Below are 14731 nucleotides of genomic sequence, written 5' to 3'. Positions count from 1 at the left end.
GGACTCAACGCAGCAGGCCCTTCATCTCGGAGGTCGGCAGCGCGTTCAGCGAAGCCGTCTCGACCTCGACGATCTCCTTCTCACGGTTCGCACCGAGCTTGGCGTGCTGCACCTGGTCGTGCAGCTTGAGGATCGCGTCGATCAGCATCTCCGGACGCGGCGGGCAGCCGGGGAGGTACATGTCGACCGGGACGATGTGGTCGACGCCCTGGACGATCGCGTAGTTGTTGAACATGCCGCCGGAGGAGGCGCACACGCCCATCGCCAGGACCCACTTGGGCTCGGGCATCTGGTCGTAGATCTGGCGCAGCACCGGGGCCATCTTCTGGCTCACCCGGCCGGCGACGATCATCAGGTCGGCCTGGCGCGGCGAGGCGCGGAAGACCTCCATGCCGAAGCGACCGAGGTCGTACTTCGGACCGCCGGTGGTCATCATCTCGATCGCGCAGCAGGCCAGGCCGAAGGTGGCCGGCCAGAACGACGCCTTGCGGAAGTACCCGGCGACGCTCTCGACCGTCGTCAGCAGGACTCCGCTGGGGAGCTTCTCTTCAAGACCCATGGGTCATCGGCCTCCGAGGTGGTTGCGGCTGGGGGGTACGGCGGTCGGGGTCACTCCCATTCGAGGCCGCCTCGACGCCAGACGTAGGCGTACACGACGAACAGCGTGAGGATGAAGATGCCCATCTCGACGAGGCCGAAGATCGCCATGTTGTCGAAGACGACCGCCCACGGCAGCAGGAAGATGATCTCGATGTCGAAGATGATGAACAGCATCGCGGTGATGTAGTACTTCACCGGGAACCGGCCGCCGCCGATCGGCTGGGGGGTCGGCTCGATGCCGCACTCGTAGGAGTCGAGCTTGGCTCGGTTGTAGCGCTTGGGGCCGATGACCGCGCTCATGATGACCGAGAACAGCGCAAAGCCTGCCGCGATCGCACCGAGCGCGAGAACGGGTGTGTAGAGCTCCACCGCTCGTGCCCTCCTGTCTTTCGTCGAGTGTTGCCGTCGGGTCAGGCCGCGGGCGCGACCTTGCTCAAGGCGTTGATGATCCGGTCCGAGACGTCGCCGCCACGAGGGTCGGTCAGGTTGGCCATCAGCTTGAGCATGAACTTCATCAGGGTCTCCCGGGGGAGGCCGTACCTGGTCGCCTGCTTCATGAACGTCGGGTTGCCGATCATCTTGGCGAAGACCCGACCGAGCGTGAAGTAGCCGCCGTAGGCCGAGTCCAGCGCCGCGGCGTACTGCTCGAGCACGCGCTCGCGCCCGGCACTGTCGGGACGCGCGAGCGCCTGGACGATGGTGCGCGCGGCGATCTCACCGGACTCCAGGGCGTAGTCGATGCCCTCGCCGTTGAAGGGGTTCACCATGCCGCCGGCGTCGCCGACCAGCAGCGCGCCGCGCGTGTAGTGCGGCTTGCGGTTGAAACCCATCGGCAGCGCGGCGGAGCCGATCTTGCCGACCATGTTCTCGTCGCGAAAGCCCCACTCCTCCGGCGTGTTCGCCAGCCAGGTGCGCAGGATCTCCTTGTAGTCGACGTTTTGGAACGCCGCCGAGGTGTTGAGGATCCCGAGCCCGACGTTGGCGGTGCCGTCGCCGACGCCGAAGATCCAGCCGTAGCCGGGCAGCAGGTTCGACTCGCGCGGCTTGCCGTCCCACAGCTCCAGCCACGACTCCATCCACGGGTCGTCGTGGCGGGGGGTGCGGTAGTAGGTGCGCACGGCGACGGCCATCGGACGGTTCTCGCGCCGCTCCAGGCCGAGGGCGACCGCGATCCGGGCGGAGACGCCGTCGGCGGCGACCACGATCGGCGCGTGGTACTCGACCTCGTCGCCGACCTTGCGGCCGCGGTCGTCGACCGGCTTGGCGCGGACCCCGACCACCCGGCCGGTCCGCTCGTCGAGGATCGGGCCGCTGACCGAGGTGCGCTCGAGCAGCCGGGCGCCGGACTTCTCCGCGTGGCGGGCGAGGATCTCGTCGAGGTCCATCCGGGTGCGGACCATGCCGTAGGACGGGAAGCTGGCCAGCTCGGGCCAGGGCAGCTCGAGGCGGTGACCCGAGCCGACGATGCGCAGGCCCAAGTTGCGCTGCCAGCCGGGGGCGTCGAGGTCCAGGCCCATCCCGACCAGCTGCTTGACCGCGCGCGGGGTGAGCCCGTCGCCGCAGATCTTGTCGCGCGGGAAGGCGCTCTTCTCGAGCAGGAGGACGTCGACCCCGGCGTTGGCGAGGTGGTATGCGGTGGCCGAGCCGGCGGGTCCGGCGCCGACGACGATGACGTCGGCCTGCCGCTCGTCCGCGGTGGTCCGGCTCATCGTCGAGGTCCTCGTGCTCGGGGGAAATGTCCGATCATGTGACTTAGTGAAAACCTTCACTAACTGTCACGCTCGGACAGTCTAAGGCTCCGCGACACCCAGCGCGAACGCGGCCCCGGGGCGTTTCTCGGGGCTGATTTCGGCAACGGTTCCGTGCTCGAAATCAGGGCTTGGTGGCGTGATGCAGGGCGACGATCCCGCCCGACAGGTTCCGCCATCTCACCGCCTCCCAGCCGGCTGCGGCGAGGCGGTCGGCGAGCCCCTGCTGGTCGGGCCAGGCGCGGATCGACTCGGCCAGGTAGACGTAGGCGTCGGGGCTCGAGGAGACCGCGCGGGCGATCGGCGGGAGCGCCTTCATCAGGTACTCGATGTAGACCGTCCGCCACGGCGCCCAGGTCGGGTGGCTGAACTCGCACACCACGATCCGGCCGCCCGGACGGGTGACCCTGAGCAGCTCGCGCAGGCCCTGCTGCGGGTCGACGATGTTGCGCAGGCCGAAGGAGATCGTGACCGCGTCGAAGGTGCCGTCGGCGAACGGCAGCCGGGTGCCGTCGCCGGCGGTGAAGGGCAGCTGCGGCTTGGCGCGCTTGCCCACCCTCAGCATGCCGAGCGAGAAGTCGCACGGCACCACCTCGGCACCCCGGTCCGCGAACGGCTGGCTCGACGTACCGGTGCCCGCCGCGAGGTCCAGCACGCGTTCCCCCCGCTGCGCGTCGACGGCGTCGACGACCGCCTTGCGCCAGCGCCGGTCCTGCCCGAGGGACAAGATGTCGTTGGTGATGTCGTAGCGCTTGGCGACGTCGTCGAACATCGCGGCGACTTCGGCAGGCTTCTTCTCCAGGTCGGCTCGGGTCACGGGGCAACCTTAGTCAGGCCGTAGTCTTGCCCTCCGTGACCACCGTGCCATCGAGCTCCCGCGAGGTGACCCCCCTCGTCGTCCGGACCGTGCCGGTCGAGGACCCCGGTCCCCTGCTCGCGCTGCTGCCGCCCGGTGACTCGGTGGCGTGGCTGCGCCGGGGCGAGGGCCTGGTGGGCTGGGGCGTCGCGGCGATGGTGCGCACCAGCGGCGGCGACCGCTTCGAGCAGGCCCGTGACTGGTGGCTGGCCCAGGCCCGCACCGCCGTGGTCCGCGACGAGGTCGGCCGGCCCGGCACCGGCCTGGTGTGCTTCGGGTCGTTCGCGTTCGCCGACGAGCCGGGCGACAGCGTGCTCGTCGTACCCGAGGTCGTGGTCGGCCGGCGCGGCGACGACGTCTGGGTCACCACGATCAGCACCGCGGGCATCGGCGCCGCCCCGACGCTCGCCGCCACCGAGACACCCGAGGCACCGACCGGGGTCACCTTCGTCGATGGCGCGCTGAGCGGCACCGAGTGGGAGAGCGTGGTCGCCGAGGCGGTACGCCGGATCGGGGCCGGCGACCTGGAGAAGGTGGTGCTGGCCCGCGACCTGATCGCCACCGCCCACGCCGACATCGACGTCCGCTGGCCGCTGAACCGGCTCGCCGAGCAGTACCCGATGACCTGGACCTTCCACGTGGACGGCCTGTTCGGCGCCACCCCGGAGATGCTGGTGCGCCGCGAGCGCGGGCTGGTCACCTCCCGGGTGCTCGCCGGCACGATCCGGCGCACCGGCGACGACGAGCGTGACCTCGCGCTGGCCGCGACGCTCGCCCGCAGCTCCAAGGACCTCGAGGAGCACGAGTACGCCGTCCGCTCGGTCGCCGACGCTCTGGCCCCGCACTGCACGTCGATGAACGTGCCCGAGGCGCCGTTCGTGCTGCACCTGCCCAACGTCATGCACCTGGCCACCGACGTGGCCGGCGTGGTGCACGACGGGGAGACCGCGACCTCCCTGGACCTCGCGGCCGCGCTGCACCCGTCGGCCGCCGTCGGTGGCACACCGACCGAGGTGGCCAAGCAGGTGATCGCCGAGATCGAGGGCATGGACCGCGGCCGCTACGCCGGGCCGGTCGGCTGGATGGACGCCTCCGGCGACGGCGAGTGGGGCATCGCGCTGCGCTCGGCCGAGGTCTCCGGCTCGACGGTGCGGCTGTTCGCCGGCTGCGGGATCGTGGCCAGCTCCGACCCGGAGGCCGAGCTCGCCGAGGCGCAGGCGAAGTTCGTGCCGGTGCGCGACGCCGTCTCCGGCGTCTGACCGGGCAACCGGCACGTCAGGGCAGCGGGATCTCCTGGCCGGGCTCGACCCGGAGGTACTCCTGCTCCCGCTCGCCGAGCAGCCCGCCAACCAGGCGCTGGGCGAGGCCGAGCCCGCGCTCGTTGAGCAGCCCGTCGTGGATCGCCACCGACAGCGGGGCGCCGACCGCGCGGCCGTAGTCGATCACCTCGCTGATCTTGCTCCACGGCGCGTGCACCGGGAGTAGCAGCAGGTCCAGGTCGCCCGGCTGCTCGGTCAGCGCGTCACCGGGGTGGAAGATCCGGCGGCCCTCGACCTCGAGCAGGTAGCCGGAGTTGTCGAACCGCGGCAGCTCGGGGTGGATCACCGCGTGCTTCTCCCCCACGACGCTCACCGGCACACCGAGCTCGAGCCGGTCGCCGGGTGCCACGACGGTGACCCGCTCGCTGAGGTCCGGCGCCTGCTCGGCGATCGCCCGCGCCACGGCGTCGATGGTGTAGATCGGCGCGTCCGCGGCACGGAGGTTGCCGGGGTCCAGGTGGTCGGGGTGCTCGTGGGTCACCAGGACCGCGCCGGCGCCTCGCACGGCATCGGGTTCGGTCCACCCGCCCGGGTCCAGGACGACCGTCGTACTCCCTGACTCGATGCGCACACAGGCGTGCCCGAACTTCGTGATCCTCATGGGCCCAGCCAACAAGGGCCGCGCCGCAGTTGCAACGTTCTGCACCGTTCCGCGGCGCGGATCGGTGCGAAACGTTGCGAGTCAGCCGGTGACCAGCGCGCGGATCGCGGCGTCGAGGTCGCGCCGGTTGTCGCGGCGTACGACGGCCTCCACCACCTCGACCCCACCGCGCGGCGAACCGACTGCGGCCTCGAGCTCCGCGAGCGTCGTGACCCGCCGGTGCGGGGTGCCGCTCGCCGCGCACAGCGAGGCGAGGTCGAGCCCGTGCGGGGTGGCGAAGATCCGCTCGAAGGACGAGGAGTACGACGGTCCGCCCTGCTCGAGCACCGAGAAGATCGACCCGCCGTCGTCGTTGACGACCACGATCATCAGGTCCGGACGCGCCTCGCCGGGGCCGATCACCAGGCCGTTGCTGTCGTGCACGAACGTCACGTCGCCGAGCAGCGCGAGCGCGCGGCTGCTGTGCGGGCGACCGAGCGCGGCCCCGATCGCGGTCGACACCGAGCCGTCGATGCCGGCCAGGCCCCGGTTGGCGATGACGAACCGGCGCTCTCCGACCGGGTAGGGCCGGGCGGTGAGGTCCAGGTCGCGGATCGGGTTCGACGCGCCCACGAAGAGCATCCCGTCGGCGGGCACGGCAGCGCTGACCGCCGCGGCGACCTGGTGCGGGGTCAGGCCCCCTGCGTCGGCGAGCAGGGCGTCGAGCCGGGCGGACAGGTCGGCGTCACGCCGCTGCCACTCCTCCAGCCACGGCGACGTCCGCGGAGGGCGCGACTCGCGCGGCCGCTCGGCGCTCCAGCGCAGGTCGTCGGGTCCTTGGTCGTCGGGGTGCGCCGCGCGCACGACCCGGGTGACCGCGTGGCCCGGGTCGGTCCACCCGGTCGGGCCGGCGACCGCGACGATGTCGATGCCCGCACGGGAGAGCAGCCGGGTGACCGGTCGCGACAGGGTGGGGTGGCCGAAGACCACCACCTGCTCGACCCGGTCGGCGAGGTCGGGGTCGCCGAGCAGCAGCCGGTAGCTGCGGATCGCGTTGGCGCCGGTCCGGGCGCCGCTGGTCGGCTCGGCCAGCAGGGGCCAGGCGGCCCGCTGCGCCAGGAGCCGCGCAGGAGGACCGGCGTCGTCGCCGGCGAGCACGACCGTGCGCAGCTCCGCGGACACCGGCTCCGACTGGGACAGGGCCGGGTCGGGCCGCTGGATCCACGGCGAGCCGAAGGGCCGGCCGTCGAGCGGCGCGGTCCAGCCGGCGTCGGTGTCGGGCACCAGCGGCTCGGCGAGCTGCAGGTTCAGGTGAACCGGCCCGGCCGCCGTCGAGGCGCTGCCGGCCGCGGTGAGCAGCAGCCGGGCGACCAGCGACCGCCAGGAGGCGACCTGGGCGGCCTCGCCGGGGCCGGGCGCTCCGGGCGGCACGTCGGCGAACGCGCGCACGGCGTCGCCGAAGATCTTCACCTGGTCGGTGGTCTGGTTGGCGTTGGTGCCGCGCAGGCCGGCTGGCCGGTCGGCGCTGACCACGACCAGCGGCACCGCCGCGTGCGAGGCCTCGAGCACGGCCGGATGCAGGTTGGCCACGGCGGTGCCCGAGGTGGTGACGACCGGGACCGGTCGGCGCGATGACTTCGCCAGGCCGAGCGCCAGGAACGCCGCCGAGCGCTCGTCGACGCGCACGTGCAACCGCAGCCGCCCGGCCTCGGCGGCCGCGTGCGCGGCGAACGCGAGCGGCGCCGAGCGTGACCCGGGGGCGAGCACCAGGTCGGTGACACCGCCGCGGACCAGCTCGTCGACCAGCACGGTGGCCGCGGCGGTGGCGGGGTTGGCAGCAGTGGTCACGAGGACCGATCCTGCCCGATGCCGCCGGTGAGCGCGTCGACCTCCGCGACGCGCGCCGCCCAGGCGGCCTCCCGCACCGGGGCCGCGCGCAGCCGGGCGAGGGCAGCCGCGTCCACCTCCGGGCGTACGACGGGCAGCACCCCGTCGCGGGGAAGCAGCGGGTCGTGCACCACGTCGTCGGTCAGCAGCTGCACGGTCGCGAGGCCGCAGGCATAGGGCAGCTCGGGCAGCGCCGCGGCCAGCGCGACCCCCGCGGCGATCCCCACCGAGCTCTCCAGCGCCGACGACACGACGACCGGCAGGCCGATGTCCTCGGCGATCCGCAGGCAGGCCCGCACCCCGCCGAGCGGCTGCACCTTGAGCACCGCCACGTCGGCCGCCTCCAGGTCGCGCACCCGGTAGGGGTCCTCGGCGCGGCGGATCGACTCGTCGGCGGCGATCGGCACCCCCACCCGGCGGCGTACGGCGGCCAGCTCCTCCACCGACGCGCACGGCTGCTCGACGTACTCCAGCCCGCCGGCAGCGCGGTCGAGCACCCCGATCGCGGCCACCGCCTCCGACTCGTCCCACCCTCCGTTGGCGTCGATCCGGATCGCACCGTCACGGCCGAGCGCGTCGCGGACCGCCTCGAGCCGGGCCTGCTCGTCGGCACGGGACTGGCCCGGCTCGGCGACCTTCACCTTCGCGGTGCGGCAGCCGTTGCTCGCCCGCACGATCGCGGCCGCCTGCTCGGGTCCGACAGCGGGCACCGTGACGTTGACCGGGACCGAGTCGCGCAGCGGCGCAGGCCAGCCGTCGAACGCCGCCTCACGCGCGGACGCCAGCCAGGGCGAGGCGACCCGGGCGTCGTACTCCAGGAACGGGCTGAACTCGCCCCACCCCGCCGGTCCGCGCAGCAGCATCCCCTCACGCTCGGTGATCCCGCGGAACCGGGTGCGCATCGGGATCGAGAACACGTGCGTCTCAGCCATCGGTGCTCCTTCCGGCGACCTGCTCCAGGGCGAGTCGCTCCAGGGCGAGCCGGTCGACCTTGCCGTTGCCCAGCAACGGGATCTGCTCGGCCAGGACCAGCTGGCGCGGTGCCCACTCGCGCGGCAGCGACTGGGAGACCCAGTTGCGCAGGTCCTCCAGGGTGAGGAAGGCGCCGAGGGTCGGCACGACCACGGCCACCACGCGCTGACCCCACTCCGGGTCGGCGACCGCCGTCACCTCGGCGTGCGCGATCCGGGGGTGCTCGCGCAGCCGTCGGGCGACGGCCCCGCCGGGGACCTTCACCCCGCCCGAGACGACCACGTCGTCGATGCGGCCCAGCACCTGCAGCCGGCCGTCGGCGTCGAGCCGGCCGAGGTCGGAGGTGAGGAACCAGCGGCCCTCCATCACCTCGGCCGTCTCGCCGGGCTGACCGTCGTACCCGTCGAACAGCATCGGCCCGGTGATCCGGATCCGGCCGTCGCGACCCACTGCCACCTCGGCTCCCTCGAGCGGCACCCCGTCGTACACACAGCCGCCGCAGGTCTCGCTCATGCCGTACGTCGCGACCACGCGCACCCCCTCGGCAGCTGCCGCTCGCCGCAGCGACGATTCGACCGCGGCGCCGCCGACCAGGACGGTGTCGAAGGTGCGCAGGGCGGCCACCTCGCGGCGGTCGCGCAGCATCCGGGTCAGCTGGGTCGGCACCAGGGAGACGTAGCGTCGCTCCCCGTCCATCGTGCGTGCGGCGGCGACGAAGTCCGGGTGGTCCTCGAGCAGCACCGGCGTGGTGCCGGCCAGCACCGACCGGAAGAGCACCTGCACTCCGGCGACGTAGGTCGCGGGAAGGGTGAGCAGCCACTGCCCCGCGCCGCCGAGCCGCTTCTGCGTCGCCGCGGCGGACGCGCGCATCGCGCGTCGGGAGAGCACCACCCGCTTGGGCGTCCCGGTGGACCCGGAGGTCTCGATCACGAGCGGCTCGGGCTCGCCGGGTGAGGCCTGCCAGGCGGCCAGCAGGGCGAGCACCTCGCGGGGCTCTCCTCGGACTGGTCGCAGGCTGGTCACGAGGGACAACGCTATGCCTGCCAGACTTGCCCGTTATGGCAACCCCTGCACAGTGGCTCGAGGGCGCCCGCCCGCGCACCCTTCCCGCGGCGGTCTCGCCGGTCCTGGCCGGCACCGGCGTCGCGGCCTACGTCGACGAGCCGGTGTGGTGGAAGGCGCTGCTCGCGCTCGGGGTGGCGCTCGCGCTGCAGGTGGGCGTGAACTACGCCAACGACTACTCCGACGGGGTCCGCGGCACCGACGAGCACCGGGTCGGTCCGCTGCGCCTGGTCGGCTCGGGGGCAGCGACCGCCTCCGCGGTGAAGGACGCCGCGATGATCAGCTTCGGCGTGGCCGCGCTGCTCGGCCTGGTGCTGGCGATCACCACCTCGTGGTGGCTGGTGCTGGTCGGCCTGGTCAGCATCGTGGCCGCCTGGTACTACACCGGCGGCGACCGGCCGTACGGCTACCGGGGGCTCGGCGAGGTGATGGTGTTCGTGTTCTTCGGGCTGGTCGCGGTGATGGGCACCACCTACGTGCAGACCGAGACCTGGCCGCTCGCGTCGCTCTACGCCGCGGTCGGGGTGGGCGCGATCGCCTGCGCCATCCTGGTCGCGAACAACCTCCGCGACATCCCCACCGACACCGGCGCCGGCAAGCGCACGCTCGCGGTGGTGCTCGGCGACGAGCACACCCGCTACTTCTACGTCTTCCTCGTCGCCGTCGCGGTCATCGCCCTGCTCGGGATCGCGATCGTGACCACGTGGTGGGCGGTCGTCGCCCTGGTCTTCCTGGTCCCCGCCGGGCAGGCGGTGCGCACCGTCCTGGCCGGTACGACGGGCAGGGGGCTCGTCCCGGTCCTGCAGCACACCGGCACCGCCGAGCTGGTCTACGCCGCCGGCGTCTTCCTGGCCCTGCTGCTCGCCGGCTGACCCCGCGGCGCTCACCTCACGAGCGCGGCCTCAGCTGCGCCGCCGCAGCACCTTGTGCGTCCCGTCGCACCACGGCATCCGCTGGGACTTGTCGCACGCGCACACCGCGACGACCGGTCGCGTCGTGGGGTGCAGCTCGCCGTCGGCGTCGCGCACCGCGTCGGCGCCGCGCACCAGGAACGGGCCGTTGGGGCACGCCGTGACCTCGATGTCCTCACCGGAGTAGGCCACCGGCTCACCGGCCAGCTCGGGCGCCGAACCCGGCCCGGTCACCAGCCTCATGACGCCACCGCCTCGACCGGCTCGGCCTCGCTCTCCACCGTCGGTGACGGCACCGGCGGCGACACGGAGACCGGGCCGCCGTGCAGCGTGCTCCGGCCGTCGTTCCAGGCGTCGAGCATGAGCTCGCCGACCACCGCGTCCATGAGCAGGCAGGCGACGACACCGAAGACCACGTCGCGCTCCTCGGCCTGGCCGGAGGTGACCAGCTCGGCACAGATGTCGCGGAAGGCCAGCTGCTCGTGCACGGCGTCGGCCTCGACGTGCTCGTCGAAGTACGCCGCCACGACCTCGGGCAGGCCCAGCCGGCGCACGCCGCCGGCGTACTTGCGGCACGGGATCGAGCTGGTCGCCTCGTAGGCGCCGAGGTGCCCCATCGCCGCACCGCGCAGCCGGCGGTGCAGGCCGAAGAGGCTCATCACGTTGTTGTTGGCCAGGGTGTAGCCGGGGACCCGGTCGATGTAGGCACCGTAGGTCCGGTCCAGGCCGGTGCCCGCCATGCTGTCGCCGAACATCGTGGCATGCAGCCGCTCAGGTCGCCCGCCGCCGTACTCGTCGTACTGCAGCTCCACCAGCGCCGCCTTGGGCTTGCCGGTGATCCGCGGGATCACCCAGGAGTGCGGGTCGGACTCCTTGAGCTGGTAGATGCTGCGGTGGACCATGAACTCGGCGAACTGCTCGAGCGTCGCCTCGCGGTGCAGGAACCTCGACACCGACGGGCCCTCGAACCCGGCGGCGAGGTCGAACAGCCGCTCGGCCAGGTCGCCCTCGGCCGACTCGACGGCGGTCACGTGCTCCTCGGCCCGGCGCCGCAGCTCGTCCTCGAACGGCGCCTCGAGCGCGGCACGGAGCCGCAGCAGGTCGGGGTCCCACTCGAGCTCGGGGTCGACCCCGTCGAAGCCGCCGTAGTGCAGCTCGTACAGCGTCCACAGCGCGAGGTGGAAGTCGCCGTCGGTGAGCACGTCGACGTTGTCGACAGCCGCGCGGACCTGCTGCACGAGCACGTCGACGTCGAGCGCGGCCGCTCCGGCCAGCCGGTCGATCACGGCCGTGCTGAGCGGGCCCCTCGCCTCGGGAAGCTGCATGGTCTCTCCTGTCGCCGCATGTCGCTGGCGAGAGGTACCCCCGGCCACGGGGTCCATGCTCGGGACCCTTGTGGCCACCGCCTCACGGGCGGTCCCTGCTCACACGCCGGGTTCGTCCTGCCGCGCAGTCGGAGGCTGAGCGGTACGACGCTGCTCGGCCTCGACCAGCCGACGGCGCTCGGCGGACCGCTCGGCCCGTCGCTGCACCGAGGCCGCGAACGCGTCGCGCTGCTTGCGCAGCAGGACTGCAGAGGCAACCGCCGAGACCAAGACGGCCAGCAGGAACGGCCAGAACAGGGGGATCTGCCGCTCACCGGTGACCGCCAGGTAGATGCCGACGACGACCGCGTAGGACACCACGAACAACCCGAGCCGGGCCGCGGTGTAGATGGCGAACTCCTTCACCCCGCCAGCCTAGGCCGCGGCCCGGGATCGGCCACCCGCTGGGCCGCCCACCGCGACCGTGAGGGGCGTTTGCGTGCGCGCCTACTCTGGTCCCGTGGGAAAGTTCTTGCTGGTGGTCGTGCTCTTCGCGGCCGTGGTCTACGCCTTCTTCTGGCTGCTCGAGCGGCGCCGGCGCAGGTCGGCACCGGTCCGCCCGACCCCGCGTCCCAAGCGCGTGGTCGCCCCCGACGACGACGAGGACTTCCTGCGCGAGCTCGAGCGACGGCGCCGGCGCGCGGCCCGCGAGGGCAAGCCGGACAAGCCCGGCGAGGGTCCCGACGACGGGCCCGCCGAGCGCGACCTGCCCAAGCCGGAGTAGCTCTCCGGGGCGGAGAGCCCCCGGCCTCAGTCGAGGCCGGAGTAGGAGTGCAGGCCGGACCCGAACAGGTTGATGCCGACGAAGTTGAACATCAGCGTCGCGAAGCCCACGAGCGCGATCACCGCCGCGGCCTTGCCCTTCCAGCCGACCGTGGCCCGGGCGTGCAGGTAGGCGGCGTAGACCACCCAGGTGATGAACGCCCAGACCTCCTTGGGGTCCCAGCCCCAGTAGCGGCCCCAGGCGTACTCCGCCCAGATCGGCCCGGCCACCAGCGCCGCGAACGTCCACACGGGGAAGCCGAACGCGTGCACCCGGTAGGCCACCCGGTCGAGCACCGCGGCCTTCGGCAGCCGGGCCACGTAGCCGGTCGCCGGGGAGTCGGTACGACGTTCGGCACGCGCCTTGACCAGGTAGAGCAGCGAGGCGATCGCACCGACCGCGAAAGCCCCGGTCGCGATGACCGCGGCGACCACGTGGATCACCAGCCAGTAGGAGTGCAAGGCGGGCACCAGGGGCCCGGCGGGCACGTAGAGAAGCAGCACAGCGGCCATCAGTGCGACGACGGAGAAGCCGGTGACGAACAGACCCATCCAGCGTAGGGAGTACTTCTTGAGCAGCAGCAGGTAGATCGCGGTCACGCCGAACGCGCCGGCCAGCGTGAACTCGTACATGTTGCCCCACGGCACCCGGATCGGGTCCGACCCGAGACCCCGGGTCACGAGGCCGGCGAGGTGCAGCACGGCCGCCACGACGGTCAGCGCGACGCCCATCCGCCCGAACACCTCGAGCTGCTGGGCCTTGCGCGCCAGCTCGTCGTCGACGGGGGCCGCGGAGGCGACGTCGGGCGTGGGGTCGTACGACGTACCGGCATCCGCCGTCGCGCCCACCCCGGCGGCCACCGGCGCAGCAGCGGGCCGCTCAGCCGCCACGGAACCCTCGGCCGGCAGGGACCGGCCGAACGCCCACTCGGCGACGTGGCTGAGCAGCGCCAGCACGTACACCACCGAGGCGAAGGCGATCGCGTTGTTGCTGAACGAGGCGAAGTCCGCAGGACTCACGAGCCCTCCTTGTGCGTGACGGGGTCCGTCTGGTCGTTGTTGATGAGCCGCTCGAGCTCGTCGATCTCCTCGCCGAGATCGCCCCCTGCGCTCCGGTCCAGGCCGGCCAGCTCGACCACGGTACGCCCCTCCTCGGACCGGACCCGGACCCAGGCGCGGCGCGGACGGATGAACAGCGAGCCGAGCAGGCCGAGGATCGCGGCCAGGACACCGCCGAGGGCGACGCCCTTCGCCGGCTTGTCGCTGATCTGGAGCTTGACCCAGCGCTCGACGCCGTCGAAGCTGATCGAGCCGGCACCACCGGGCAGCTGCTTGGTCTGGCCGAGTGCGATGTCGACCCGGGCCGGGGCCCCGTCGGCCTTCTCGACCACCTCGAGCTGGTCCTTGTCGAGGGAGTACACCGACTGCGGCTCACCCGTGTCGAGGCCGAGGTCGCCGGAGTACGGCAGCAGCGACATCACCGGGTCGAGCGCGTCGGGGAACCGGGAGAACGGGCCGGCCTCCATCGTGAAGCCGTAGGTCGGCAGGAACAGCCCCTCGAAGCCGAGCTGCGTCGGGAGCGCGTCGGGGACCTTGATCACGCCGAAGGAGGCGAACGAGGCGTCCTGGGGCAGGAACACCGCCGGGCCCTTGTAGGCGATGTTGCCCTCACCGTCGCGCACGGTGACCAGCGGCGCGTAGCCGTGGCCGACGAGGAACACCGAGCCGCCGTCCAGCTGCAGCGGGTGGTTGACCGCCAGCTCGTAGCGCTGCTCGGGGGCGCCGGGCTCCTCGCTGTAGGTCAGGTCCGCGGAGAAGTCGGTCGGCATCCCGGCCTGCTCACCGCTGGTGAGGAACTCCACGGCGAAGTCGTCGACGGTGAAGCTGAACGGCTGCAGGTCGTCGGCGGTGAACATCGCGCCGGGGGCGAAGTCGTCGTACTGGCTCAGCGAGTTGGAGAACCCCTGGCCCTTCACCACGATCACCCCACCGGTGTAGCCGAACAGCCCGCCCACGGCGAAGCCGACGAGCACCACGAGCAGCGAGACGTGGAAGAGCAGGTTGCCGGCCTCGCGCAGGTACCCCCGTTCCGCGGCCACCTCACCCCCACCGGCGGCGCCCACTCCGCTGGCCGAGCCCGCCCCGCTGGTCGAGCTCGTCGAGACCACCCGGTACCTCCGCCGGCGCAGCACCTTCTCGGCGCGGGCCAGCACCGCGGCGGGCTCCTCGTCGAGGACGAAGGTCCGCGACTCGGGCAGCCGGGCGAGGTTCCGGGGGGCCTGGGGCGGCCGCGACCTGACCGCGCGCCAGTAGACGCCGATCCGGGGCAGGATGCAGCCGACCAGCGAGATCATCAGCAGGATGTAGATCGCGCTGAACCACACCGAGTCGTAGACCGAGAACATCCCGAGCTTCTCGTAGACCGGGGTCAGCTTCGGGTGGGAGTCCTGCCACTGGCTGACCGCGAAGGAGTCGACGTTCTCCTGCGGGATGATCGAGCCGGGCACCGCGGCGAGCGCGAGCAGGAACAGCAGGATCAGCGCGGTGCGCATCGAGGTGAGCTGCCGCCAGGCCCACCGCCCGAGCTCGCGGGGGCTCAGCGCCGGCGGCGTCGGAGCTGCCGGCGACGTCGCGGGCGTGGTCTCCACGTCGGTGCTCATCGGTCCACCC

At 72.5% G+C, this 14731-nt stretch carries 16 protein-coding genes; 3 read left to right on the top strand and 13 right to left on the bottom strand.

Annotated features, from left to right (window positions below):
* Window positions 1-4 precede the first annotated feature (4 nt).
* From ACYVIH_RS06725 to ACYVIH_RS06710, 4 genes are all read right to left on the bottom strand, one after another.
* Window positions 5-559 carry a NuoB/complex I 20 kDa subunit family protein gene (locus ACYVIH_RS06725; protein WP_460867430.1) on the bottom strand — a complete coding sequence of 185 codons (555 nt, stop codon included), beginning with the start codon at window positions 557-559 and terminating at the stop codon, window positions 5-7.
* Window positions 560-609: 50 nt separating this feature from the next.
* Window positions 610-969: an NADH-quinone oxidoreductase subunit A gene (locus ACYVIH_RS06720; protein ID WP_460867428.1), complete on the bottom strand. Its 360-nt coding sequence runs from the start codon at window positions 967-969 to the stop codon at window positions 610-612.
* A gap of 41 nt (window positions 970-1010) precedes the next feature.
* Window positions 1011-2309: a geranylgeranyl reductase family protein gene (locus ACYVIH_RS06715; RefSeq protein WP_460867425.1), complete on the bottom strand. Its 1299-nt coding sequence runs from the start codon at window positions 2307-2309 to the stop codon at window positions 1011-1013.
* Between the two features lie 163 nt (window positions 2310-2472).
* Entirely contained in the window at window positions 2473-3165 is a 693-nt protein-coding gene (locus tag ACYVIH_RS06710) for a demethylmenaquinone methyltransferase (protein WP_460867423.1), read from the bottom strand.
* Window positions 3166-3200: 35 nt separating this feature from the next.
* Here ACYVIH_RS06710 and ACYVIH_RS06705 point away from each other — a divergent pair, with 35 nt between their 5' ends.
* Window positions 3201-4463: an isochorismate synthase gene (locus ACYVIH_RS06705; RefSeq protein WP_460867421.1), complete on the top strand. Its 1263-nt coding sequence runs from the start codon at window positions 3201-3203 to the stop codon at window positions 4461-4463.
* Window positions 4464-4479: 16 nt separating this feature from the next.
* On the opposite strand, the gene ACYVIH_RS06700 is transcribed toward ACYVIH_RS06705, so the two are convergent.
* The 4 genes from ACYVIH_RS06700 to menE all read right to left on the bottom strand — a co-directional run bounded on the left by ACYVIH_RS06700 (window position 4480) and on the right by menE (window position 8985).
* The gene (locus tag ACYVIH_RS06700; RefSeq protein ID WP_460867419.1) at window positions 4480-5124 is read right to left on the bottom strand and encodes an MBL fold metallo-hydrolase; all 645 of its coding nucleotides are present in this window, start codon (window positions 5122-5124) and stop codon (window positions 4480-4482) included.
* 81 nt (window positions 5125-5205) lie between these two features.
* Window positions 5206-6951, bottom strand: coding sequence for a 2-succinyl-5-enolpyruvyl-6-hydroxy-3-cyclohexene-1-carboxylic-acid synthase (menD, locus tag ACYVIH_RS06695; protein ID WP_460867416.1), 1746 nt, complete (start codon window positions 6949-6951; stop codon window positions 5206-5208).
* Window positions 6948-7922, bottom strand: coding sequence for an o-succinylbenzoate synthase (locus ACYVIH_RS06690; RefSeq protein WP_460867414.1), 975 nt, complete (start codon window positions 7920-7922; stop codon window positions 6948-6950). The genes menD and ACYVIH_RS06690 overlap by 4 nt, the downstream gene beginning before the upstream one ends.
* Window positions 7915-8985, bottom strand: a complete 1071-nt coding sequence (menE, locus tag ACYVIH_RS06685) for an o-succinylbenzoate--CoA ligase (RefSeq protein ID WP_460867412.1) — start codon at window positions 8983-8985, stop codon at window positions 7915-7917. Before menE ends, ACYVIH_RS06690 begins: the two co-directional genes overlap by 8 nt.
* Before the next feature lie 35 nt (window positions 8986-9020).
* Here menE and ACYVIH_RS06680 point away from each other — a divergent pair, with 35 nt between their 5' ends.
* Complete coding sequence (locus ACYVIH_RS06680; RefSeq protein ID WP_460867410.1) at window positions 9021-9896, top strand: 1,4-dihydroxy-2-naphthoate polyprenyltransferase; 876 nt, start codon at window positions 9021-9023, stop codon at window positions 9894-9896.
* Window positions 9897-9926: 30 nt separating this feature from the next.
* On the opposite strand, the gene ACYVIH_RS06675 is transcribed toward ACYVIH_RS06680, so the two are convergent.
* The 3 genes from ACYVIH_RS06675 to ACYVIH_RS06665 form a co-directional block, all read right to left on the bottom strand.
* Window positions 9927-10178 carry a CDGSH iron-sulfur domain-containing protein gene (locus ACYVIH_RS06675; RefSeq protein WP_460867407.1) on the bottom strand — a complete coding sequence of 84 codons (252 nt, stop codon included), beginning with the start codon at window positions 10176-10178 and terminating at the stop codon, window positions 9927-9929.
* Complete coding sequence (locus tag ACYVIH_RS06670; protein WP_460867405.1) at window positions 10175-11260, bottom strand: iron-containing redox enzyme family protein; 1086 nt, start codon at window positions 11258-11260, stop codon at window positions 10175-10177. The genes ACYVIH_RS06675 and ACYVIH_RS06670 overlap by 4 nt, the downstream gene beginning before the upstream one ends.
* A 99-nt stretch (window positions 11261-11359) precedes the next feature.
* Window positions 11360-11665, bottom strand: a complete 306-nt coding sequence (locus ACYVIH_RS06665; protein WP_460867404.1) for a DUF4229 domain-containing protein — start codon at window positions 11663-11665, stop codon at window positions 11360-11362.
* Between the two features lie 94 nt (window positions 11666-11759).
* Here ACYVIH_RS06665 and ACYVIH_RS06660 point away from each other — a divergent pair, with 94 nt between their 5' ends.
* Window positions 11760-12023, top strand: coding sequence for a hypothetical protein (locus ACYVIH_RS06660; protein WP_460867401.1), 264 nt, complete (start codon window positions 11760-11762; stop codon window positions 12021-12023).
* 26 nt (window positions 12024-12049) lie between these two features.
* On the opposite strand, the gene ccsB is transcribed toward ACYVIH_RS06660, so the two are convergent.
* Together ccsB and resB are read right to left on the bottom strand one after the other, a co-directional pair.
* A complete protein-coding gene (gene ccsB / locus ACYVIH_RS06655; protein WP_460867399.1) occupies window positions 12050-13081 on the bottom strand; it encodes a c-type cytochrome biogenesis protein CcsB in 1032 nt (343 codons plus the stop codon).
* A complete protein-coding gene (gene resB / locus ACYVIH_RS06650; protein WP_460867396.1) occupies window positions 13078-14721 on the bottom strand; it encodes a cytochrome c biogenesis protein ResB in 1644 nt (547 codons plus the stop codon). The genes ccsB and resB overlap by 4 nt, the downstream gene beginning before the upstream one ends.
* Between the last annotated feature and the right edge of the window lie 10 nt (window positions 14722-14731).

The organism is Nocardioides pakistanensis (genome assembly GCF_054781215.1).
This window is presented reverse-complemented; position numbering and strand designations above follow the sequence as displayed.